This is a genomic window from Rubrobacter aplysinae, assembly GCF_001029505.1.
Taxonomy (GTDB): Bacteria; Actinomycetota; Rubrobacteria; order Rubrobacterales; family Rubrobacteraceae; genus Rubrobacter_A; species Rubrobacter_A aplysinae.
Window position 1 is genome coordinate 112,414 of record NZ_LEKH01000001.1, and the last position, 21,859, is coordinate 134,272.

The window sequence follows — 21,859 nt, forward strand, 5'->3', positions numbered from 1 at the left end:
CAAGACCCGGCAAGGCGCAGCAAGATCCAGCAGAAGCAGATAGAGCCACGTAAACCACGCAGAGGAGTGCTAGAAGGCGATGATTCGCGTACTGATCTCCCTGGCTCCGCGCTCTTACCGGGAGTCGCTGGCGATAGCCTTGCAGCGGAGCCGTCCCGGGTCGGAGGTCAGGATCTCCTCGCCCGACCTCCTGGAATCGGAGGCCCAGTCTTTCGAGCCCCACATGGTCGTCTGCAACGACGAGAGCTACCCGAGGCTGGCCGGTATCGTGTACTCCAGGGTCGAGATACTCTTCGTGGACGACCTGCACGCGAACATCTATGTGGATGGCGAGCAGGAGAGAGTCCGGGACGTCAGCGTCCAGGATCTTCTGCAGGTCCTGGACCGGACCCGAGAGCTCACCTATGGTAGAGAGCCCGAGCTACCGGGGGGCTAGCCTTACGCCTCTTACCCTATTCCCGGTATGTCCTGGTCTGTTTAGATAGCCCCGTCTTCTTCCCGGTCCTCGGTAACGTCGCGGATAGTGATCCACTCGTCGTGTAACGCCCTCCTGGTGGCCTCGCTGCGCGAATGCACGCCCATCTTGCCGTAGACGTTGGCCAGGTGGCGCTTTACCGTGGTTTCGGCCAGGTGTAGCTGGCTGGCGATCCGCTGGTTAGAGAGCCCGCGAGACATCAGGAGCAACACCTCGAGCTCTCTCGCGGAAAGAACTTTGCCAGAGGCCTCCTCTCCCTGTTCGAGGGCCGAGGTCGGCATGCCGACTATTACGTCCGCACCCTGCGGATCGTAGACCGCCGCCCGTACCGCGCCGATCAACTGGCTCGAAGAAGAGCTCTTCAAGAGGTACGCGCTGGCCCCGAGCCTCATGAGCTCCCGCACGTAGCGCGGGTTCTCGAACATGGTGACTATGATGACCTTCGGCGGCGGCGAAATGGCCCGCATCCGGGCGAGCGTCTCCCGCGCCTGCTCGAAAGGCATCTGCACCTGCATGATCACGACATCCGGCCGCAGCCGCTCGGCCAAGGCTGCGGCCTCCGAGTCGTTCGCCGTGCTACCCACGACTTCCATGCCGCCGTAAGAGGAGATGAGGCCGGCGAGACCCTCGCGGAACATGGTGTGATCGTCGGCTAGAAGGACCCGGGTAGCGCCGTTCTTATCGTTCTGTGCCGACGAACCTTCCAACCTGCAGAACCCGCTTCTCGCCTATCTACACTCGCCACCCGGAATACGCATACCTTACTACGGGGCGTACCGGCCATGCTACACCCTGGGTACCATTTTATGGGCAACGGTCCCGGGCGCAACCCGGGACTCGCGTTACGAGAATCACGGGCGCCGGCTAGTATGATCCCGTACCCACGCCTCGTCTACCGGATCATCACCCCCCGGAGAAAGATAAGGAGAGATAAAGAGAGGCGGAGGGAGGCTGAGGAAGGCGCGGAGTGTATTAGCGTCGGGGCGGGGGCGCGACAGTGGTATGGGGGGAAGGGTTATGATGGTTTGCATGAGAGCCGAAGCTGGCAGAGTACGCGCCGGGTCCGCGGAGCGCGGCCACATCACCCGCATCGCCTACATGCTGGGAGCCCCGACGGGAGCCAGAGGCGGAAGCGCCAGAAGCGCCAGAGGCACCGGAGGCGGGGGCCGTGAGCGATAGAGGAGGCTACGGCGGGCGCTCTCTGGAGCCTAACGAGGAGAACCTCAAGCTGCTCTCGCTGGTGGACATCTTCGAGCCGCTATCCGGCGAGGAGATAGCGAGCCTTAGCTGGCGGCACCTGGACACCCGGCTGGCCGGCGGCGAGGTCTTCTACACGCCGATGGACCTCTGCGAGACGCTTTTCATCCTGAAGGAGGGCCGGGTCCGCATCTACCGAGTCTCTCCGGAAGGCCGGCAGTTCACCGTGGCGGTCCTGCCCGGCGGCACCGTGTTCGGGGAGATGGCGCTTACCAGCCAGCGGCTGAGGGGCTCGTTCGCCGAGGCGATGGAGCCGTCCTTGATCTCCACGATGTGCCGGGCGGACGTGGAGCGTCTGGTGCTCCAGAGGCCCAGGGTCGGGCTCCAGATCATAAACCTGCTCTCCGACAGGCTCGCCGAGTACGAGGTCCGCATGGAGGACATCTCGCTCAAGGAGGTCCCGGAGCGGCTGGCTAGCCTGATCCTCATGCTCATAGAGAGCCAGGGGATAAGAACCTCCGAAGGCTACAAGATACCAACCCGCTATACCCACCAGCACCTGTCCTCCATGATCGGCTCCAACCGGGAGGCGGTGACCCGGGCGCTCCGCCAACTGACGGAGGCCGGAGCCGTAGAGGTGAGGCGCAGGTTGATTCACGCCAGGGACCTCGACGGGCTAAGGTCCTTCGCGGGCTCCCCGGAGGACTAGCGACCGGGGCCGTCGTGGTACTCTCCCGGTTGCCGGGGCCGGGCCGCAGAGGCCGGGCGGAGCCCACACGAACATCCACCCGAACAGACGGAGACGAGCCGATGGACGAGTTCCTGCTCAGGCAGTTCCAGAAGGAGATAGAACGCCAGGCCCAGTTCGGATTGATCGCCCTGCAGGACATGGACGAGGCCTCCGCCGGCAGCGACGGCAAACTCTTCTGGTACTCCGTGCAGGGCTTCGCCGTGGCCGTGTGCAAGGTCTCCCGCATGCTGTGGCCCGAGAGCCCGCGGCTCCCCGAAAGGGGCCTCACGCTGCGCCAGAGCCTTGGTGTGGAGGCGGGCTCTCCCCTCCAGGACCGCTCGTTCCTGGAGCGTTTCGAGGATTACGAGGCCCGTCTCGAACAGTGGTACGAGACCTCCGAGAATCACCGCTTCTTTGACTCCTACACCGAACCCCTGGACGTGCTGGCCGAGACTCACATGGGGGACAGGTTCCGCGGCTACGAGATGGAAGAGGAGGCCCTGATGCTCGGTGGCGAGCTATACCACCTCGGTCCCGTGGCGGACGCCCTGGAGGAGATCGGTGCCGCCGCCCAGCGGGAGATGAAAAAGCCTCGCTTCGACCTCCCCCGGAACGATCCTGACGGCGAACCCGGGCCCGGATAAGGCTCGCGGAGGGCCGCGAAAGTAAGCCGCGAGAGTAAGAGCCTGGCGCTATGGGAGCGGGCTCCATACCCTCCGGACGGCCTGTATAAACCTCTCCATCGTGCGCCACGACACCTATTTTCCGGGTCGCGTGAGCTATTCTTCGCCTCAAAGATAGGGCGGCCGTGACCACACTCCGGGAATTACAGGGCTCGTAAAGGCCCGTAAAGAGAAACTACATCTTCTGGTGTAGTTGTGTCGCCGGGGTGTGCAGACCAGTTTACGCACGCCACGCAACAGGTATGTATCCACGAAGCTATATAAGCCATATACATGGCGAACGACCGGAACATCCGGGCGGAAAAGGGAAAAGACTACAAGGAAAGGGGAGCGGATGACTGCGAGTCACGAAGGCGGTGATCAGGCCGGAGCTCCGTTTGGGGACTACTCAGGCTATAAGGTCTATGACGACAATCGGGAGCACATCGGCAAGGTGGACGACCTGTTCGTCGACGCCTACGACCGGCCGGAGTACATGGGCGTAAAGATGGGCTTTCTCGGCACCAGCTCGACCTTGATCCCCATGGAGATCGTGCGCGTCAACGACGAGCGGGAGTTGGTCCAGATCCAGGCCGACAAGGAGAGGATCAAGGAAGGCCCGGCCTTCGACGACGACCAGGAGATAGACGCCGACTACGAGAGGCGGGTACGCGAGCACTACGGCCTCGGGGAGAGCCCGGACTCCTCGGAGCGGGGCTCCTTCGGCTCGTACTACACGGACCTAGAAGACCCCGACGTGGATCTGGAGTACGGTGAGCGTTCCGGGGACGAAGGCGCCGAAAGTCTTCCCCACGAGCGGGACGCTGCCCCTACCGGCCCTACCGGCGAGGGCGAGGTCTTCGACCAGCGCGACCAGCACGACGAGCTATCCCAGGCCAGGGCGTCCCGCGCCAGAGAGGAGTCCGGGGCCGTTACGGACCGGGGCCGGGGCGACCAAGAGGAAAGGTCCGGGGAGGTCGGTCCCGGGATGGCCATGGGCGACCGCGAAGGCGGAGAGTTCGTGGAGCACCCGCCCGGTGAAGAGGGCGTGGGTGAGCGTGACAGCGACGTCGAGGATGAGGACGAGCTGCGCGTTCAGCGTTCCGAGGAAGAGCTTGCAGCCACGAAGCGCGAGCGCGAGGCCGGCAAGGTAAACGTCCGCAAGCGCGTGAGGACCGACCGCGAGCGGATGACGGTCCCCAAAAAGCACGAAGAGGTGAAGGTAGAGCGCGTCCCCGCCTCCGGCGAGGCCTCCGAGGGGGAGATCGGTGACCAGGAAGTGAGCATGCCGGTCACCGAAGAGGAGGTCGAGGTAACCAAACGCGCGGTAAAGAAAGAGGAGATCCGGGTCCGCAAGGAGGCCGTCGAGGATGAAGAGGTGGTAGAGGAAGACCTCCGCAAGGAAGAGGTCGAGGTAGAGGGCGAAGAGGACCTCGAAGGCAACGAGGGTAACGAAGATCGCGGCCGGAGCTAGCCCCTGCGGGCGGTCGGATGGATAGCGGCGGACGGGGCACCGGAGACTCTGAAAACCCTGAAAGAGACGTAGAGAAAGACGCGGAAAAAAGCGCGGACGCCGCCGCGCGCGAGGACCCCGGGGACGAGATCCGGCTACAGAGAAACGAAGAGGAGCTTGAGACGGAGGTCCGGCTGCGCGAGGCGGGCGCGGTGCGGCTCCGCAAGACGGTACACACCGATCACGAAGAGTTCCGGGTTCCCAGGAGGCGGGAAGAGGTGGAGATCGAGCGCCTCCCGGTGGAGCCGGGGGAGGCTCCAGAGGCACCGGAGGGCACGGAGCTTGGCCGGGAAGAGACGGTCATGCGGGTGTACGAGGAGGAGATAGTAGTCCACAAGCGCCTCGTCTTGAAAGAGGAGATCCGGCTCCGCAAAGAAGTCGTCGAGGAGGAAGAGACGGTCGAGGCGGACGTAAGGCGGGAAGAGGTCGAGATACAGGACGGGACCGAGCGCGGCGTCCGCCGCGACAAGTAGCGCCGGAGAATGCGACCCGGCCGCCGTAACGGCTCCGTAAGAAGCCCGTCATGATCAAGCCGGCCCGGAGACCGGGAAGGGAGGATAAGCGAATTGAGCGAGAGAGAAGGCGAAGAGCGGGAGTCGCGTCTTAGCCGCGCCTCGGAAGAGAGCGGCCGGGGAGGGAGCGGCCAGGAGGAGCGGTCCGGCAGCGGGCGGAGCCAGGACGGCGAGACGGAGGAGAGAGAGCAGCAGATACAGGAAAACCGGAGGGCGGCGGAGAATTATCGCAATGAGTCCTCCCGCAACGAGGGTTCCCGCAACGAGGATTCCGGTAACGCTTCCTCCCGTAACGAGGGCTCCCGTAACGAGGGCTCTAGTAACGAGTCCCGCAGGTCCGGTTCCGGCGGGCGCGGCACGAGCCTGCCGAGTGTGATCTTCGGCTGGGTCACCACCATTGGCGCGGGGCTGCTGCTCACCGGCATCATAGGCGGCATCGTCGGCGCGATCTTCGGTCTCATAGGTCTGGGGAGCGGTAGCGTGTCCGCCCTCGTGGGGTTGGCCCTGACCCTGCTCCTGACGTACCTGATCGGGGGTTACGTAGCCGGCAGGATGGCGAGCCGCTCCGGAGTCAAACACGGGCTATTGGTGCCGGTCTTGACCGTCGTGGTGCTGGTGGTGCTCGGCGTAGCCGGCGGCGCGCTGGGCCTGGGTTTCGCCCAGCAGCTACAGAGCACGGTCAACTCTGCGGCGCCGCAGAGCCTGACGAGCCAGATCCCGAGCAGTATACCTACCAGCGTCCCGAGCGGGACCGGGCTCGTGGCCCTGGTAGGCGGGATCGTGGCCCTCTTGATGCCGTTTATCGGGGGCATCCTCGGGGGTATATGGGGGGCCGGGCGCGGTAGTCAGAGGCCCTAGAGGCCCTGGCACGAAGACGCCGCAAAACGGCGAAAAAGGTAGACAAGATAGACGAGAGAGGAGGCATCATCGTGGATAGATCCATCGACGATAGGAAGGGCTACACGGAGGGCGGCGGAGGAAACAGGACAGGCTCTCAAGGAGAGGAGAGCCAGGCAAAGCAGCAGTCCAAGGAGGTCGCCCGCCAGGGGCAGCAGCAGGCCTCTTACTACGCCGGCGAGGCGCGGCAGCGCATCGAGGAGCAGTTAGACACCCAGAAGGAGCGCGCCTCCGGGGAGCTCTCGGGCATCTCGAAGGCGTTGCGGCAGACCGGGAGCCAGCTAAGGGAGCAGAACCAGGACTCCGTCGGCCAGTACGCCGAGCAGGCCGCCACCCAGACCGACCGGCTCTCGGAGTACCTGCACGACAAGAGGTCCGATCAGCTCATAGGCGACGTCGAGGACTTCGCCCGGAGCCGGCCTTCCGTGTTCCTCGGCGGGGCCCTGGTACTCGGGGTCGCGGCCGCCCGCTTCTTGAAGAGCTCCTCCGGCGGTAGTGGAGGCTCCGGTCAGGGCGGAAGCTCCGGTCAGGGTATGAGCCAGACAGGTAGCCAGAGGAGTAGCCAGTCATCTAGTCAGGCGAGCACCCAGGCGAGTGACCAGGGCTCCAGGGTGAGCAGGAGCGGCACCGGAGAGGGGCGGAGCCAGTGATCCAGTACGACGAGCGCAGAAAGAGGGATCAGCCGCTGGGCGAGCTCATAGGCGACCTCTACCGCGACGCCAGCGAGCTTTTCCGGCTGGAGATAGAGCTCGCCAAGGCGGAGATGAGCCAGAAGGCCTCCCGGGTCGGCAAGAACGTCGGCTTCCTGCTCGTCGGGGGGGTCGTGGCGTACACCGGGATTCTGGCGATAGTCGCCGGGATCATCGGGGTCCTGGCCCTGCTCGTGCCCGTGTGGCTGTCCGCCCTGATCGTCGGGATCGTGATAGCCGCGGTTGGCGGTTTCCTGGTGCTCAAAGGCATCAAGACGCTCCAGAAGGAGCAGGCCGCGCCCCAGAAAACCATAGACACGCTAAAGGAGGATGCACAGTGGATGAGCGACCAGAGGAACAGTTGAGCGCCCAGGGCCGGAGAGGACCGGAGGACACGGGCCGGCTCTCCTCGGAGAGAGGCGAGATAAGGCCGGACCCGGCCAGCGCCCAGGACGAGCTGGAGCAGACGCGCCTGGAGCTGGCCCAGACCCGGGCGCAGATGAGCGAGACGATAGAGGTCCTGCAGGGCAGGATGAGCTCCGACTACATCAAGGGCCAGGCCCGACAGCGGATGAGCCAGTCGGGGACCTCTGTCGTGGACGGCGTCAAGCGGAATCCCATGCCGTTGGCCTTGGTCGGCGCCGGTCTCGGGTGGCTGCTGGTGAACGCCGGGAGCTCCGCCTCGGCTTCCAAGAGTGGCGGAAGCCAGTCGAGTGGCCAGCGCCAGCTCGGAGGCGGCTACTACAGTGGCTCTTACGAGGGCTCTTACGGTGACCCGTACTCGCGAGGGTACCAGAGCGGATACTACGAGAGCGAGGACGCGCCGAGAAGAGCCGGTTCCTCTGGCTCCAGTGGCTCCGGCGACCAGGAAGGCCAAGGCGGCGGCAGGGGCGAGCAGGCCCAGCAGAAGGCTCAGGAGACCCAGCAACAGGCCCAGCAGAAGGCGCAAGAGGCCCAGCAGCAGGCCCAGCAAAGAGCCCAGGAGGCCCAACGCGAGGCCCAGCAGAAGGCCGAGGAGGCCAAGGGCGGCTTCCAGAAGGCGCTACGCGAGAGCCCGCTCGGGCTTGGCGCTGCGGCGGTCGGTCTGGGCATAGCCGTCGGGCTTTCCATCCCCGAAAGCAGGAAAGAGAACCAGATGATGGGCGAGACCCGCGACCAGCTCAAGGAGCAGGCCGAGTACAAGGCCCAGGACGCCAAGGAACGGGGCAAGCGGGTGGCCGAACAGGCGAAGGAGACGGCGAAGGAAGAAGCCAGCAACCAGGACCTCAAAAGCTAGTGGAGGCCCCGCGGCACGCGGAAGCCCCGGGGCACGGCTCCAGAGAGTACGTGCCCCGGGGCCGTCCCGGTGGGCCCGGAGAGCAAAGGGAGAGAGAAGAGCAACAAGAAGAGCAACAAGAACAACAAGAGCTGTCTCGGCTGCTCCGGGAGGCCACCCGGCTCGTAGAGCATGCGGACCTCGGCCGGGCCAGCGAGAAGCTGCGGCGGTTCGACGAGCTCGCGGGGGACTACCCATGGGCCCGGGACGAGACCTTACAGGTACGGAGCCCCGGCAAGGCCGGATAACACAGGTCTGCCGCCGGCGGAGCGGCGAGAGGGGAAGCGTGTGGCGTGAGGCGAATGTCCGAGGAGCCTGAGAAGAGCCTGGAGCCCCTGGAGCGTGTCGAGGAGCCCGAGGCGTACTCGGGTTACGGGCTCTATGACCCGCTCGACCAGTACATAGGGGTGGTGGAGAGGCTCTTCGTCAGCGAGTTCGGAGAGCCGCAGTACGTGAGGACTACGCTCAAGAACGGCCTCTTCAAGCGTGCCTCTATCCTGCTGCCCGTGGAGAGGCTGGCCAGGAGCACGCGCTACACCGGGCTAGTTCTCCAGTAGCCGATCACCCGAGAGCCGCCGGGCCGGGATTACAACAGGATTACTTTATCCGAAAAGGGGAACATAAGATCCGTTCGCGCCCCCGCCGGAGGTGAGGGCGGGCCGCACGCAGGTAATCAGCGACTAGAAGGAGCCGAAGATGACGGAAGGCAGCGCAAACGGGATACAGGTCCGGCAGGTAACCGATCTGCACGCCAACTGGAGCGAGCAGGGCGAGGGTCGGGACGGCAAGTTCTCCCTGCAGCTGATCCTGGACAATGGTGCCCAGGAGCGGGTGATACGCCCGACCGCCGAAGACGCCGACGCGATGATGGAGATTCTAGAGCAGTCGAGCTCGCTCTACTTCGACCTGGCAAACGGGGTTTTTCTGTTCCGCGACCTCGCCTAGCGGCCTCGCCTAGAGCAGAGGTTTCGCCGGTCCCCAGGCTCCGTACCGGAGCCGGCCGGCGGCGGAGTTGAAACCCGCTAGGCATATTCAGACCCATTCAGAGCGAAATTCGACAGAGGAGGGCAGATGGCACAGAGCGCAGACGACAGGGTAATGGTCCGCAAGGTAACCGACGTCCACGCCAACTGGAGCGAGCAGGGGGAAGGAGAGCCCGGGAAATTCTCGGTGCAGCTCGTGCTGGACAACGGCGCCGTAGAGCACGTGGCCAGGCCCACGGCCCAGGACACCAAGGTATTCCTGAAGCTACTCGCCGGCTCCGAGAGCATCTACTACGACCTGGAGCGCGGCGTTACCGTCTTCAGCGATGTAACGGAGTAGTCCGGGTAACCGCCGGGTAGGGTTCGCGACATCCGGTAGGCGGGGGCGTGCAGGCCGCCCCCGCTTGCTCGGTGGAGGCTGGCAGGCCACAAGAGTCTGTATCACGGTACTCGAACGTCCAAATGCTCAAGACTGGAGGAGACTTGCCACAGCGAGTAGAAGGTTCCATCGAGATACAGAGGCCGGTGGATGAGGTCTACGGTTACTGGGAGACGCTGGAGAACCTGTCCCAGTTCATGAAAAACGTCGAGGAGGTGCGCACCACCGGCTCGGATACCACCCACTGGACGATAAAGGGGCCATTTGGCGCCACCCTGGAGTTCGACGCCCGGACCACCGAGAAACGGCCGAACAGCGCCATAGGCTGGAACACCATAGAGGGGGAGGTCGGAACCTCCGGGGAGGTGCGCTTCTCCGACGTGGGCTCCGGCAGCACCCGGGTCGACGTAATAATGAACTACGCCGACCCGCCGGGCGGCAAGCTCGGAGAGAAGGCCTCGCGGATCGTGGCCGACCCGCAGCTGATACTCGCCCAGGACCTGGAGAACCTCCGGGACGTCCTCGAAGGCGAGGCCACCCCCGAAGACATCCAGCAACGTCCCGCCGCAGCGAACGTCCAGAGCGGGGTGATCGCCTTCCTGACCTCCGGGATCGGGCTCACGCTGCTGGGGAGCCTCGTCGTCTTCCTAATCCTGCGGAGCCTTCTGGGTGGCCGGAAATCTGACGGCTCCGGCGTCGGAAATCATCGTGGCGAGGCGGGAGATGAAGACTCTGAAAGGAAGTTCCGCTTCATAATAGAGTTCTGAGGCTGGACGGCGCGGAGCAGCCTGCGGTAGCCCGGGGTACGAGAGGGAGGCCCCGGGTGCTGGATGGTTGGCTCTCGAGCATCTCCGGGGCAGGCTTACCGGAAGAAGCGGGAGACCCTTGCTTCGCCCCGGTGGCAGAAAGCTTTGGTGGTCTGCGTACGCTCTTGCCCGCAGGCCCGTGCTCCGCAAGTGGCCGAGTGCTCAGGGCGGGGTCGCCAGGGCCTATCAACCGCTCGCGGAGGCTACTCCAAGCGGAGACCACCGCAAACGGCGTAACATGTAAGATTAGGTGTCTTCGGCCTAGGAGAAAGGGAGATCCAGCATGAGTGAGCAAGCACCGCGGCGTAGTGGCCAGAGCCAGCAGAGCGTTCAGGGTCAGCAGAGCGATCGGGGTCAGCAGGGCCGCCAGGAGGGGCGGGACCAGGGCGGCAATCTCGATAACCCTCTGCGCACCGAGCGGGGCGACACCACGATCCAGGAGTCCGTGGTCTCCCAGGTCTCCGGCATTGCCGCCCAGGAGACAGAGGGGATACGCATGGGGGGAGGCGGCTCCCAGCGCGCCTCCGGCGTCCTCGGCAGCGTGACCGGCGGCTCCGGTAAGGGCCGCACCCAGGGCGTCTCGGTAGAGGTTGGCCGGGAAGAGGCCGCCGTGGATCTCACCCTGACCCTGGAGTACGGACGCCCCGCCCCCCAGGTGGCCGACGCGGTGCGCAGGAACGTCATAAACCGCGTGGAGGGCCTCCTCGGCCTGCGCGTCACCGAGGTCAACGTCTCCGTAACCGGCATCTTCTTCCCCGACGAGGAGCAGTCCGAGCAGGGCCAGCAAGATCAGCAGGGTCAGCAGAGCCAGCGTTCATCGAGCCGGGTCTCCTAGGGAACAGGAACGCCGCAGAGTAATTCGAGGCCGCCGGGTAACGTTCTGCGGCCTGGAGCGCGGCGGAGAACAAGGGCCGGGGCAGACGCGGCCGCGACCTTGGCCTCAGGGCTCGTCGTGCCAGCTACCGGGCTGGATGATGAAGCACGATATATACGTGCGGGAGATTCTAGCTAGACACCGCCAGACACTGGAAGAGCGCTTCGAGCCGGGGCTCGAGGCCTCGCGCGGGCGTTTCGGGGGTGGCGGACGGTAGTGTGAGTGTAGCTGTGAGTTAGGCCGGCGTCCGTGGTGCCGGGCGTGTCTCGCGGTTAGAATGGTGCCGGAGGGCAGACATTATTCTGGCCCGCCATACGGGCCGGACGCCGGACCTCCCTCCTGGAAGGAATACCCGATCGTGGCGGACCGTGCCAACCAGACCTTTATAGACGGCCGGTACGGTTACATAGACTCCCTCGGCACCGGCGGCATGGCCCGGGTCCTCCTGGCCCGCGATACGGTGCTGGACCGGGAGGTGGCGATCAAGCTCCTGCACGATTACTACGCCGGGGACCCCGAGTTCGTGGAGCGGTTCCGCAACGAGGCCCAGAGCGCCGCCGCGCTCGCCCACCCGAACATCGTCTCCATCTACGATCTGGGGCGTTCTGAAGAGGGGGCGTACTACATCGCGATGGAGCACGTCGCCGGGGGCACCCTCAAGGAGCGGCTGGAGCGGGAGGGCCGGCTGCCCGTGGAGGAGGCCGCCTCGCTCGGGACGCAGATCGCCGACGCCCTGGAGGCGGCCCACCGTAACGGGGTCATACACCGCGACATCAAGCCCCAAAATGTCCTCCTGACCGAGGAGGGCGAGGTCCGGGTCGCGGACTTTGGCATCGCCCGCGCCGCCTCGGCGCCCTCCGTCGTCTCCGGCTCCGGGACGGGGCTCGTGCTCGGCACCGCAAGCTACATGTCGCCGGAGCAGGCCGCCGGCGAGACCCTCGGGCCGGAGAGCGACCTGTACTCTCTGGGTGTCGTGCTGTACGAGATGGTGACGGGTCGGCTGCCGTTCGAGGCCGAGAGCCCAGCGGCCCTGGCGTTCAAGCAGGTCTACGAGGATCCCGTACCTCCCGCCGAGGTCGAGCCCTCCGTCTCCGGGGGGATGAACGATATAGTGATGAGGCTGCTCGCCAAGAGTCCGGCCCAACGCTACGAGAGCGCCGCAGAGGTCTGTGAGGAGCTCGGGCGTATCCGGGATGGACAGCCTCCCGTGGCCTCGGTTATCCCCGGGGTTCCGGATACCGCGGATACGGCCGCCGGTACCGGCCCCCTGCCGACGGCTGGCGGGGTGCCGCGCCGGAGACAGCGCCTGCCGTTCGTGCTGCTCGGGACGGTGGTTGCGCTGGGTCTCGTCGCGCTGGCGTACTTCCTCCTCCTGGATGAGCGGGCGCCCGGCGGCGGACGGGTGGGGGTGCCGGATCTTATCGGCCTGGAGCTTGCCGAGGCGCGCGGTGCGCTGGAGGAGAGCGGTCTCGCGCTCGGGGAGGTTACGGTCGGGCGCTCTTCGGACGTGCCCGGGGGTGAGATCGTCTCCCAGAGCCCGGGCTCCGGGGCCACGGTAGACACCGGAGACGCCGTGGACGTGACGATCAGCCCGGGGAACGGGCCGCCGGGCGGCACACCCGGAGGGCTCCCCGGCAACGTAGGTAATGGAGGTAACGGCGGAGCAGGCGGGGGAGATCCCGGCGGGGCTCCCGCCGGAGGCTCCGGGGATCAGTACACCGGTTCGGGCGGCTAGCGGCCGGAGCGGGCGGCCGCTGCTCCCGGTTCTATCCCTGGACCTCGGCGTTGAACCCGGCGCCGTGCAGTAGCTCGCGGGCCTGGGGGGCGGCGTTCGCGTCCAGGGTGAGGACCAGGGCGGCTCTCTCCGTATTGGAATGCCGCACGTAGAGGTCGAGGATGTTTATATTGTTGGAGCCCATGAGCGTGGTGACGCGAGCAAAGATGCCGGGCTGATTCTCGACGGGGATGTCGAGGTCCACGTTCTGGCCCGCGTTCTCGACCAGAATGCCGCCGAGGTCGTCGTAGGCCTTGCGGGCGTCCAGAAAGCGGCGCTCGATGGAGCCACGGTCCGAGATCTCGGACCCTATCTGCGCCATCGCCCCGGCGAACGCCCCGAGCGCTTCCCCGAGCGCATCCCGGTTCTCGGCCAAAATGTCGGCCCAGAGCTCCGGGTTCGAGGCTCCGACGCGGGTGAGGTCCCGGAAGGACTGCCCGGCGAAGGAAAGCGCCTCGGGGGAGATGTCCGAGGCCACGCGCAGCAGGGCGACCGCCATCAGGTGCGGCAGGTGGGATAAGGTCGCCATCAGGAGGTCGTGCTTGTCCGGGTCCACGGCGGTCGGGGTCGCGCCGAGATCCTGCACGAACGCGGACACCTCGCGGTAGGCCGCGGGGTCGGTGTCGCCGGTCGGGGTGAGGAAGTAGCGGGCCCCGCGAAAGAGGTCGACCCGGGCGTTCGCGACCCCGGCGAGCTGGCTCCCGGCCATCGGGTGGCCGCCGACGAAGCGCAGGCCGAGGGCGTGGGCCTCCGAGACGACCTCGGACTTCGTGCTGGCCGCGTCCGTGATCAGGGCGTCCGTCGGGGCGAGCGCGCCGGTGATGTTCCTGACCTCGGAGATCGGGGCCGATAGCATCACGAGGTCCGCCTCCCGCGCCTCCTTTAGCGTAGAGGCCCGCCCGATGGCGCCGATCTCGACGGCCCGCTCCAGGACCTCCGGCTCGTCCACGCCGACCACCTCCCAGCCGGCCTCCCGCGCGGCGAGACCGGCCGAGCCGCCTATGAGGCCGACCCCGGCTATGGCGAGGGTGCCGCGGCCTCCTCTGTTCTCCTCGTCCGTGCCCAACGCTATCCTGCGGCCTCTATGGACTCCAGGGCCTCTATAACGCGGTCGTTCTCCGAGGAGTCGCCGATGGTTACCCGGCTCCAGCCCGCGGGGAAGCCGAGCGCCTCGCCCTCGCGCACCAGGACGCCGTTGCGCTCGAAGGTCTGTGGTCCGGTCCCGACCATCACGTAGTTGCCCTGGGACGGGATGTAGGGGAGACCGGCCCCGGCGAATGCCTGCTGTACGCGGCCGCGCTCCCGGATGATGAACTCGGCGCGGCCCCGGATCTGCTCCCGCTCGCGCATCGAGGCAGCTGCTGCGGCCTGGGCGGCGGCGTTTACCGAGAACGGGAACCTGACGCGCTCCACGTAGTCCGCGACCCGCGCCGGGGCGAGCCCGTAGCCGACCCGCAGCCCGGCCAGCCCGTGCGCCTTGGCGAAGGTGCGCACCGTGACCACGTCCTCCCGCTGTTGTGTGAGATCCTCCGCGCCCCGGTAGGCCGGGTCCTCGACGAACTCGAAATACGCCTCGTCCAGGATCAGCATCGTCTCCGCCGGTAGTGAGTCGGCCAGGGACCGCACCTCGTCCAGGGTTAGATACGTGCCGGTCGGGTTGTTGGGGTTGCACAGGATCACGGCCCGCGTATCGTTGTCCGTCGCAGCGGCGAGCGCGTCCGGGTCCACGGCGTAGTCTTCCGTAAGCGAGACTGGCCGGGTCTCGAGGCCGAGTATGGTGCAGATGGCACGGTACAGCCCGAAGGAGGGCCAGGGGAAGACCACGTTGCCCGGCCGCTCGGCGAGCTGTAAGAGGTTCAGCAGCACCTCGCTGGAGCCGTTGCCGACGAGCACGTTATCCGGCTCTATCCCCGGATTAGCGGCGGAGATCTCGGCCCGCAGGTCTCCCACGTTGCGGTCCGGGTAGCGGTTGGCCCGGGGCAGGACCTGTGAGAGGGCGGCTTCGGCCTCCGGCAGTGGCCCGAAAGACAGCTCGTTGGAGGTGAGCTTGACGTAGCCCGAGTCGGCTCCACCTCCGGGAGGCGGACCGCCAGGATCGGAGCCGCGCTCCGCGACGGCCTCCTCGGTCATGCGAGGCGGCTTGTACGGGCTAAGGGAGTCTAGCTCGGATCTGAACTGCAAAAGTGCGCTCCGTCTTGTAGCGGTTTTCTAGTGGCCGGACGTAGACGGTGGGCCGACAGCGTGCTGTCGTCAACCGCCCCGCTTAGATTATTCTTATTCTGCGCGCCTTTCAACGAAAAGAGGCGCGGCCGTGGTCTACAGGGGTTGCTGCAGGATTACCGGTACGAATGACCGGTACGAATGAGTGGTTCGGAGGGTCGTGGATGGGTGGAGAGCCTGAGGCGTGTTACGGGTGTGGCGCGCTGGTGCCCCGCAGTGAGAAGGGGACGACGCACGAGTATATCGGGGCCTCGCCGGGGTGCTGGTCCGTATACGGAAAGGTGCTGGAGCGCGAGTACGCCGATTACGAACGCTACTTCGACATCCACAGGCTCACCGTGGACGCTTACGCCGCCCAGCATCCGGGCGAGCCCTCGCGCAGGGCCACGCAGTCTGTGGCGGTGCACCTGATCCGGCTCCACCTCATGCTCGAGCTTGGGCTGCCGCCCGAGCGGGCAAATGCCGGGATGCAGCGAGTCTCCTCGAAAGGGGGTTTCGTGTGGCTGGAGCCGCCGGAATCTCCCGGCTGGATCACCGTGCTCCACGTACGAGAGGCGCGGGATCCGGCGGAACACGAGGCGCGGGTGAGGGAGTGGGCCGGGTCGGTGTGGGAGGCGTGGTCGGGGCATCACGAGGCCATACGCCGGTGGGCGGCTGTTGCCTTCCGTGCATGGGGCATATAGAATCGCGGGATTATGGATGATCCGGGAGTGCGAGACACGGTGAAGACGTTCAGAGAACGGGTCGACGAGGTCGACCACGAGCTAGTCAGGCTGCTCAACGAGCGGGCGCAGCTCGTGCAGGAGATGGGATCCTACAAGCAGGAGGCCGGGATACCGCTCTTCGACCCCAGACGGGAGGAGGAGATCCTCTCCAAGGTGGCCGAAGAGAACCCGGGGCCGATCTTCGACTCTTCCATGCGGGACATCTTCGAGCTGATCATGCACCGCATCCGGGACATAGAGATCCAGCGCAGCGAGTTTTCCGACCAGTAACGACCAGTAAGATAGTTTGCAAGTAAGTTTCCGAGTGATCGAGGTACTTTAAGCAATGGACATTTCGGCGAGCACCACCTCCTCGAGCGGCGTCAAGACCGAGGTAAAGACGAACAACGGCATGATCCAGCCAAACTCCTTCCGGGTCGTGGCCGGGCCGTGTACGGTCGAGAGCTACGAGCAGTTCGAGGCGTCGGCCAAGGCGGTAAAGGAGGCGGGCTTCTCCTACATCCGGGGCGGAGCCTTCAAGCCGCGGACCTCGCCGTACTCTTTCCAGGGTCTCGGGGAAGAGGGCCTCGGGATACTTTCGGAGGTCGCCTCCGAGTACGGCCTGGAGGTCGTCACGGAGGTGATGGACCCGAAAGACATAGAGAAGGTCATGGAGCACGCCAAGGTCATCCAGATCGGGGCGCGCAACATGCAGAACTTCGCGCTTTTAAAGCACATCGGCGAGGCCATCGCCGGCACCGACCACGGCGCGGTCCTAAAGCGCGGCCTCTCGGCCACCGTCGAGGAGTGGCTGCAGGCGGCGGAGTACATCACCAGCGAGGGCGGCGACAACGTGGTGCTGTGCGAGAGGGGCATCCGCACCTTCGAGAACGCCACCCGCTTCACGCTGGACCTCTCGGCGGTCATCGTCGCCAAGCGCCTGACGGACCTGCCCGTGATCGTGGACCCCTCCCACGCCGCCGGACGCCGCGACCTCGTCGTGCCGCTCTCCAAGGCCAGCGTCGCCGCCGAGGCCGACGGCCTCATAATAGAGAGTCACCACGAGCCGGAGAACGCCCTCTGCGACGGCGAGCAGGCTCTACCGGCGGAGGCTCTGCACGGGCTGAAGGGCATCCTGGAGCCCTTCGCTACGGCGATGGGCCGCGGGGTTATATAGTCCTCTGCCGGTCTGACATCCACCGGTCCTAGTGCGGGCCAGCCTGGCGTGAGCGAGTCTGACGGAGGTACCCAGGGGCGCTTCGGGGGGCGCTTCGTGCTTTCCCGAGAGCTCGGCTCCGGTGGCATGGCGACCGTGTACCTCGGGCGGGACGAGGTGCTGGATCGCGCCGTTGCGATAAAGGTCCTCAAGCAGGGCTTCGACGATGACATTGCCGGGAGGTTCCAGCGCGAGGGGCGCACCGCGGCGAGGCTCTCGCACCCGAACATCGTGCAGGTCTTCGACGCCGGAGAGGCCGAGATCGAGGGTAGGACCGCGCCGTACATCGTCATGGAGCACGTGCCGGGCGGGGACCTCAAGAGCACCATAGACCTCGAAGGTCCGCTGTCTTCGGAGAGGGTCGCGCGGCTCGGGGCCGGGGTCTCGGCCGGTCTCGGACACGCCCACGATCGGGGCGTCGTCCACCGGGACATAAAGCCTCACAACATCCTGCTAGACGAGGCGGATTCCCCGAAGCTGACGGACTTCGGCATCGCCCGCGCGCTGGACGCGACCGCGATGACGGTCTCCGGCGTGTATCTGGGCACCGCGCTCTACTCCGCCCCCGAGCAGCTCAAGGGCGAGGAGATCACCCCCAAGAGCGACGTCTACGCCCTGGGGGCGGCGTTGTATCAGGCGGCGACCGGTGAGGCCCCGTTCTCGGGCTCTCCACTGGAGGTCGCCAACCAGCACGCCGTCCGGGAGCCCGACGCCCCCGGCTCCAGAAGCTCCTCCGGCGCAGCGGACCCCGAACTGGACGGCCTGATCCTGGCCTGTCTCGCCAAGGACCCCGCGGACCGGCCCACCGCCGCCGAGGTCCGGGACCGGCTCTACTCGCTGCCGTGGGTCGCCTCGGACGCCGGTGAAATCGCGGCCACCGGCTCCCCCGGCCTCACCCGTGAGACGCAAGACGTGCAGAACAAGCAGAACAAGCAGGACGAGCGGAGCAGGCCGCATAACAAGCCGAATAACAAGACCAGGAGGCGCAGGAAGCCCGTGCTCAGGACGTTCGCGGGCGCGCTGGCCCTGGTCTTGATCCTGATCGCCGGGGCCGCCTTTGCCATGATGGGCGACGGGGGCTTGCCGGTCCCGGCCGTAGAGGAGAATCGGCCCGCTCCGGATGCGGGCTCCCCGGGCGCGAGCCCGGACGGCGCGGCGCAGGAAGAGGCAGAACCGGCCGCCGACGCGCAAGACTCCGGCTCACCGGTCCCCGACGCGTCGGACTCCTCGGAAACTGCCGGAGCTTCTGGAGCCCCTGGCTCCTCTGGTACTTCTGAGAGCGGCGATGCCGGAGCGCCCGGATCAGGCAGCAGCCCCGCGACACGGGAGCAGGCGGCGGCCCGGACGGTGCGTGACGTATACGAGCTGGCGGCCGCGGAGGACTACGACGCTTCGTACGGGCTGTTGTCGAGCGGCTTCCAGCAGAGGGAGGCCGGTTCCCGACAGAACTGGGCCGGGACCTTTAGCACCCTGGAAAGCATCTCGTTTATCCAGGGACCGAACGCGAGCATCTCCGGCGACACGGCGCGGGTGACCGGATCCACCAGAGCCGTTCACACCGACCGCACGGAGTTCAACCGTGGTACCTGGAGCCTCGTCCGGGAAGGCGGAGAGTGGCGGATAGACGACCTCAGCGTGCAAAAGCTATGACCCTGACCGTGGCGGGGTCGCCGACGCGGCGAGCGGCGAAAGGAGCATCCTGAAGACCGCGATCACAGCCCTGGTGTCGGCCGTGATCGGGGGCCTCCTTGCCACCATCTTCGTGTTCGTCGGGATGTCGCTGCTCGGCGAGGATTACGGGGACGTGAACATCCGGCAGGCCCCGGCCCCGGTCGAGGGCTCCCAGGGCTCGCTGGACGGCGGAGCGGCCAGTGGGGCAGATGGCGGCTCGGTCGAGGAGGTCTACGATAAAGACGGGCCGGGCGTGGTGAGCGTGGACGTCTCCTCCGGGGAGGGGGCCGGCAGCGGCTCCGGCTTCGTGCTGGACAACAACGGTCACATCGTGACCAATCAGCACGTGGTGGACGGAGCGGACGGGGTCTCTGTGGTGTTCTCGGGAGACGAAAGGGTGGAGGCGGAGGTCGTCGGCGAGGACGCCTCCACGGACGTCGCGGTGCTGAAGGTGGACGCGCCGGAGGGGCTGCTCACCCCGCTGACCCTCGGCGACTCCGGGGAGGTGGATGTCGGGGAGCCCGTGATCGCCATCGGCAACCCCCTCGACGTGGGCACGAGCGCCACGACCGGCATCGTGAGCGGCACCGGACGCCCGATAAAAGCCCCAAACGACTACACCATAGACAACGCCATCCAGACCGACGCCGCCATAAACCCCGGCAGCTCCGGCGGGCCACTGCTCGACGCCCGGGGCACGGTAATAGGCGTGAACTCCCAGATACAGTCAACCACCGGCAGCTTCCAGGGCGTGGGCTTTGCGGTCCCGATAAACACGGTCAAGGGCGTGGTCGAGCAGCTCATAACCACCGGGGAGGTCGAGCACGGCTACCTCGGCGTGCAGATGTTCGACATCGGCGTCAGGGAGCTCGCATCTTACGCCGGGAGCTCCTCCGAGGAGTTCTCTAACGAGTACGAGATCCCCGGCCACGGTGCGATAGTGGTCGAGGCGAGTGGGGGAGGCCCGGCGGCCGAGTCCGGCATAAGCGGCGGCAAGGAACAGAAGATAGCGGGGCTCCCCGTTCCACTCGGCGATGTGATAACCCGTATCGAGGGCACAGAGGTGCAGGGGCCGGAGGATGTGATCTCGGCGGTCAACTCCCGCAAGCCGGGCGACTCTCTGGAGATGACCGTCGTGAGTCCCGGCGGGGAGCCCCGGCAGGTCCAGGCGCGCCTAGGCTCCCGGCCAGACCAACCGGAAGGGTAGCGAGAGCCAGAGGATAACGAGCCCGGGGAGCCGGAGGCCCTACGGCAGCCTCGAGAGACCATCGCGGGGCCCCCGGTCCGCTAACTACCGCTGCTAGCCGCGTCTACCCGTCTCTACCTGCTTCTAGCTGCCGCTAGCTGCGGGTCGCACCAAACCCGGCCCGGGAGGAGGATCTTGCGCTGCGGTCCTCTTCGAGCACGAGCTTGAAGATAGACTCGAACTCCACGTACACGGTCGCCTTGTCGTCCTCCATCTTGACCTTCAGGTAGTCGTCGCCGAGCTCGACGTTCGCCACGTCCTTGCTCTCCAGGGTAAAGGTGTCCCGGCGGTCGGAGATGACGAGCTTGGATTCCTGCGAGCGCGCCTCGTCCACTACTTTCTCTACCAGTTCCCGGTTCATGTCTCTCCTCTCGTGTGCCATGGGCCCGAACACGGGGCTTACGGGTACTAGGGGGTTTACAGGTCTGGAGGCGGCGCTTTGCCGCACGCTCTACCGCACCTCTACCTACCCTGACCACAGCCGTGTTTTCCGGGCACATTCTACTCCAGATACTCCAGAACACCCGCGCCAGCGCCCTCTCACGGTATCTCGGGGTGTAACCCGCGGCCGCCACGTTTCGGAAGCCGCCGCGGGAGGAAAGATGCCGCAATGGACATCAAGAGGATGCACGAGGAAGGACTCAGGCAGAGGATGGCGGCGGAGCTCGAGGAGGCCCGCCAGAGGACCCGGTATCTGCTCTCCGGCGTCTCGGAGGAGGATCTCGGGGCCCAGCACGACCCCATAATGAGCCCGCTCATCTGGGACTACGGCCACATCGGCTACTACGAGGATCTGTGGCTACTCCAGAGCCTCCTCGGCCGGGGCCCCAAGAGCGAGGAGATCAACGACATCTACGACGCCTCGCGCCACTCGCGCGGCGAGCGCCCCGACCTCGACCTCCTGGACCGGGACGGGGCGGAACGGTTCCTCGAAGAGGTCCGCCGCCAGGCCATAGAGGAGCTCGAAAATCTTCCCGACGAGGAGCTTGAGAGCGGGGGAGAGCTTGCCCGCGAGGGGTTCGTGTACCGCATGGTCCTCCAGCACGAGCACCAGCACAACGAGACCATGCTCCAGACCCTGCAGCTAATGCGGAGCGAGACCGGTTACCGGCCCGAGCCCTCGGTAGAGTTGCCCGAGGCGCCACGGCCAACGCCGGCGCCGCAGGCATCGGCCGCAGGAGATTCCGGGGCCGGAGATGATATGGTCTTCGTCCCCGGCGGGCGCTTTACGATGGGCACCGACGAGGCCGCGTTCGCCTTCGACAACGAGCGCCCGGCCCACCCGCGCCACGTTCCGGGCTTCTACCTGGACAGGTCCCCCGTAACCAACCGCGCCTTTATCGAGTTCGTCGAGAGCGGCGGCTACGAGCGGGAAGAGCTTTGGGACCCGGAAGGGTGGCGCTGGATCTGGACCGAGAATATCCGCCGCCCGAAGCACTGGTATCAGAAGGAGCCCCACGACTGGTGGACCGAGAGGTTCGGCTTCGACGAGCCGCTGGCCCCCGGCGCGCCGGTGATGCACGTCTCCTGGTACGAGGCCGACGCCTACGCCCGCTGGGCCGGCAAGCGTCTGCCGACCGAGGCCGAGTGGGAGAAGGCCGCCTCCTGGGACCCGGCCACCGGTGAGGCCCACCGCTATCCCTGGGGTGAGGAGCAGCCCCGCTCCGGCGATAACCGGGCCAACCTGGACCAGCTCGCCTTCCGGCCCGCAGACGTCGGGGCATACCCGGCGGGTGCTAGCCCGTGCGGTGCCCTGGGCATGATCGGGGACGTGTGGGAGTGGACCGCCTCCGACTTCGAGGCCTATCCGGGCTTTACGGCCTTCCCCTACGACGAGTACTCCAAGGTTTTCTTTAACGAAGATTACAAGGTGCTACGCGGCGGCTCGTGGGCGACGCGCCCCGCCTCTATCCGCAACACCTTCCGCAACTGGGATCATCCCATCCGCCGCCAGCTCTTCGTCGGTCTCCGCTGTGCCAGGTAGCCGTGGGCTGCG

At 66.3% G+C, this 21,859-nt stretch carries 26 protein-coding genes; 22 read left to right on the top strand and 4 right to left on the bottom strand.

Annotation, left to right across the window (positions count from 1 at the left end; genetic code table 11):
* The first annotated feature begins 79 nt into the window (after nt 1–79).
* Complete coding sequence (locus ABD53_RS00570) at nt 80–436, top strand: hypothetical protein (RefSeq protein ID WP_047863804.1); 357 nt, start codon at nt 80–82, stop codon at nt 434–436.
* A 41-nt stretch (nt 437–477) separates the two neighbouring features.
* On the opposite strand, the gene ABD53_RS00575 is transcribed toward ABD53_RS00570, so the two are convergent.
* A complete protein-coding gene (locus ABD53_RS00575; RefSeq protein WP_053057498.1) occupies nt 478–1,182 on the bottom strand; it encodes a response regulator transcription factor in 705 nt (234 codons plus the stop codon).
* Nucleotides 1,183–1,643: 461 nt separating this feature from the next.
* On the opposite strand from ABD53_RS00575, the gene ABD53_RS00580 reads away from it, so the two are divergent.
* The 15 genes from ABD53_RS00580 (at nt 1,644) to ABD53_RS00650 (ending at nt 12,767) form a co-directional block, all read left to right on the top strand.
* The gene (locus ABD53_RS00580) at nt 1,644–2,381 is read left to right on the top strand and encodes a Crp/Fnr family transcriptional regulator (protein WP_053057499.1); all 738 of its coding nucleotides are present in this window, start codon (nt 1,644–1,646) and stop codon (nt 2,379–2,381) included.
* Nucleotides 2,382–2,482: 101 nt separating this feature from the next.
* Nucleotides 2,483–3,046 (top strand): hypothetical protein, encoded by a 564-nt coding sequence (locus ABD53_RS00585; RefSeq protein ID WP_047863805.1) that lies wholly within the window; start codon nt 2,483–2,485, stop codon nt 3,044–3,046.
* 373 nt (nt 3,047–3,419) lie between these two features.
* A complete protein-coding gene (locus tag ABD53_RS15490) occupies nt 3,420–4,538 on the top strand; it encodes a PRC and DUF2382 domain-containing protein (RefSeq protein ID WP_053057500.1) in 1,119 nt (372 codons plus the stop codon).
* A gap of 17 nt (nt 4,539–4,555) precedes the next feature.
* The gene (locus tag ABD53_RS00595; protein ID WP_053057501.1) at nt 4,556–5,050 is read left to right on the top strand and encodes a YsnF/AvaK domain-containing protein; all 495 of its coding nucleotides are present in this window, start codon (nt 4,556–4,558) and stop codon (nt 5,048–5,050) included.
* Between the two features lie 93 nt (nt 5,051–5,143).
* Nucleotides 5,144–5,947 carry a hypothetical protein gene (locus ABD53_RS00600; protein ID WP_047863806.1) on the top strand — a complete coding sequence of 268 codons (804 nt, stop codon included), beginning with the start codon at nt 5,144–5,146 and terminating at the stop codon, nt 5,945–5,947.
* A gap of 71 nt (nt 5,948–6,018) precedes the next feature.
* Entirely contained in the window at nt 6,019–6,636 is a 618-nt protein-coding gene (locus ABD53_RS15495) for a hypothetical protein (protein WP_053057502.1), read from the top strand.
* A complete protein-coding gene (locus ABD53_RS00610) occupies nt 6,633–7,040 on the top strand; it encodes a phage holin family protein (RefSeq protein WP_047863807.1) in 408 nt (135 codons plus the stop codon). Before ABD53_RS15495 ends, ABD53_RS00610 begins: the two co-directional genes overlap by 4 nt.
* Nucleotides 7,013–7,951, top strand: coding sequence for a YtxH domain-containing protein (locus tag ABD53_RS00615; RefSeq protein WP_152670506.1), 939 nt, complete (start codon nt 7,013–7,015; stop codon nt 7,949–7,951). The genes ABD53_RS00610 and ABD53_RS00615 overlap by 28 nt, the downstream gene beginning before the upstream one ends.
* Nucleotides 7,951–8,238: a hypothetical protein gene (locus ABD53_RS00620; protein WP_047863809.1), complete on the top strand. Its 288-nt coding sequence runs from the start codon at nt 7,951–7,953 to the stop codon at nt 8,236–8,238. Before ABD53_RS00615 ends, ABD53_RS00620 begins: the two co-directional genes overlap by 1 nt.
* Before the next feature lie 54 nt (nt 8,239–8,292).
* Nucleotides 8,293–8,547 (top strand): hypothetical protein, encoded by a 255-nt coding sequence (locus ABD53_RS00625; protein ID WP_047863810.1) that lies wholly within the window; start codon nt 8,293–8,295, stop codon nt 8,545–8,547.
* A 139-nt stretch (nt 8,548–8,686) separates the two neighbouring features.
* Nucleotides 8,687–8,935 (top strand): hypothetical protein, encoded by a 249-nt coding sequence (locus ABD53_RS00630; protein ID WP_047863811.1) that lies wholly within the window; start codon nt 8,687–8,689, stop codon nt 8,933–8,935.
* A gap of 126 nt (nt 8,936–9,061) precedes the next feature.
* Nucleotides 9,062–9,313, top strand: coding sequence for a hypothetical protein (locus ABD53_RS00635; RefSeq protein ID WP_047863812.1), 252 nt, complete (start codon nt 9,062–9,064; stop codon nt 9,311–9,313).
* 143 nt (nt 9,314–9,456) lie between these two features.
* The gene (locus ABD53_RS15500) at nt 9,457–10,119 is read left to right on the top strand and encodes an SRPBCC family protein (protein ID WP_053057503.1); all 663 of its coding nucleotides are present in this window, start codon (nt 9,457–9,459) and stop codon (nt 10,117–10,119) included.
* A 322-nt stretch (nt 10,120–10,441) separates the two neighbouring features.
* The gene (locus ABD53_RS00645) at nt 10,442–10,993 is read left to right on the top strand and encodes an Asp23/Gls24 family envelope stress response protein (protein WP_053057504.1); all 552 of its coding nucleotides are present in this window, start codon (nt 10,442–10,444) and stop codon (nt 10,991–10,993) included.
* Between the two features lie 397 nt (nt 10,994–11,390).
* Entirely contained in the window at nt 11,391–12,767 is a 1,377-nt protein-coding gene (locus ABD53_RS00650) for a protein kinase domain-containing protein (RefSeq protein ID WP_053057505.1), read from the top strand.
* 31 nt (nt 12,768–12,798) lie between these two features.
* Here ABD53_RS00650 and ABD53_RS00655 read toward each other — a convergent pair whose 3' ends face one another.
* Both ABD53_RS00655 and ABD53_RS00660 read right to left on the bottom strand, forming a co-directional pair.
* Nucleotides 12,799–13,872 (bottom strand): prephenate dehydrogenase/arogenate dehydrogenase family protein, encoded by a 1,074-nt coding sequence (locus ABD53_RS00655; protein ID WP_047863813.1) that lies wholly within the window; start codon nt 13,870–13,872, stop codon nt 12,799–12,801.
* Nucleotides 13,873–13,874: 2 nt separating this feature from the next.
* Nucleotides 13,875–14,987: a pyridoxal phosphate-dependent aminotransferase gene (locus ABD53_RS00660; RefSeq protein WP_053057506.1), complete on the bottom strand. Its 1,113-nt coding sequence runs from the start codon at nt 14,985–14,987 to the stop codon at nt 13,875–13,877.
* A 167-nt stretch (nt 14,988–15,154) separates the two neighbouring features.
* Here ABD53_RS00660 and ABD53_RS00665 point away from each other — a divergent pair, with 167 nt between their 5' ends.
* The 5 genes from ABD53_RS00665 to ABD53_RS00685 all read left to right on the top strand — a co-directional run bounded on the left by ABD53_RS00665 (nt 15,155) and on the right by ABD53_RS00685 (nt 19,824).
* Entirely contained in the window at nt 15,155–15,709 is a 555-nt protein-coding gene (locus tag ABD53_RS00665; protein WP_053057507.1) for a DUF5946 family protein, read from the top strand.
* Between the two features lie 39 nt (nt 15,710–15,748).
* The gene (locus ABD53_RS00670; protein WP_053057508.1) at nt 15,749–16,021 is read left to right on the top strand and encodes a chorismate mutase; all 273 of its coding nucleotides are present in this window, start codon (nt 15,749–15,751) and stop codon (nt 16,019–16,021) included.
* A 55-nt stretch (nt 16,022–16,076) separates the two neighbouring features.
* Nucleotides 16,077–16,907 (top strand): 3-deoxy-7-phosphoheptulonate synthase, encoded by an 831-nt coding sequence (gene aroF, locus ABD53_RS00675; protein WP_053057509.1) that lies wholly within the window; start codon nt 16,077–16,079, stop codon nt 16,905–16,907.
* A gap of 48 nt (nt 16,908–16,955) precedes the next feature.
* Nucleotides 16,956–18,596 (top strand): protein kinase domain-containing protein, encoded by a 1,641-nt coding sequence (locus tag ABD53_RS15505; protein WP_152670508.1) that lies wholly within the window; start codon nt 16,956–16,958, stop codon nt 18,594–18,596.
* Nucleotides 18,597–18,669: 73 nt separating this feature from the next.
* Nucleotides 18,670–19,824: a S1C family serine protease gene (locus ABD53_RS00685; RefSeq protein WP_053057511.1), complete on the top strand. Its 1,155-nt coding sequence runs from the start codon at nt 18,670–18,672 to the stop codon at nt 19,822–19,824.
* Nucleotides 19,825–19,957: 133 nt separating this feature from the next.
* On the opposite strand, the gene ABD53_RS00690 is transcribed toward ABD53_RS00685, so the two are convergent.
* Nucleotides 19,958–20,224 carry a hypothetical protein gene (locus tag ABD53_RS00690; RefSeq protein WP_047863815.1) on the bottom strand — a complete coding sequence of 89 codons (267 nt, stop codon included), beginning with the start codon at nt 20,222–20,224 and terminating at the stop codon, nt 19,958–19,960.
* A gap of 249 nt (nt 20,225–20,473) precedes the next feature.
* On the opposite strand from ABD53_RS00690, the gene egtB reads away from it, so the two are divergent.
* The gene (gene egtB, locus ABD53_RS00695; protein ID WP_047863816.1) at nt 20,474–21,847 is read left to right on the top strand and encodes an ergothioneine biosynthesis protein EgtB; all 1,374 of its coding nucleotides are present in this window, start codon (nt 20,474–20,476) and stop codon (nt 21,845–21,847) included.
* The last annotated feature ends 12 nt before the right edge of the window (nt 21,848–21,859 follow it).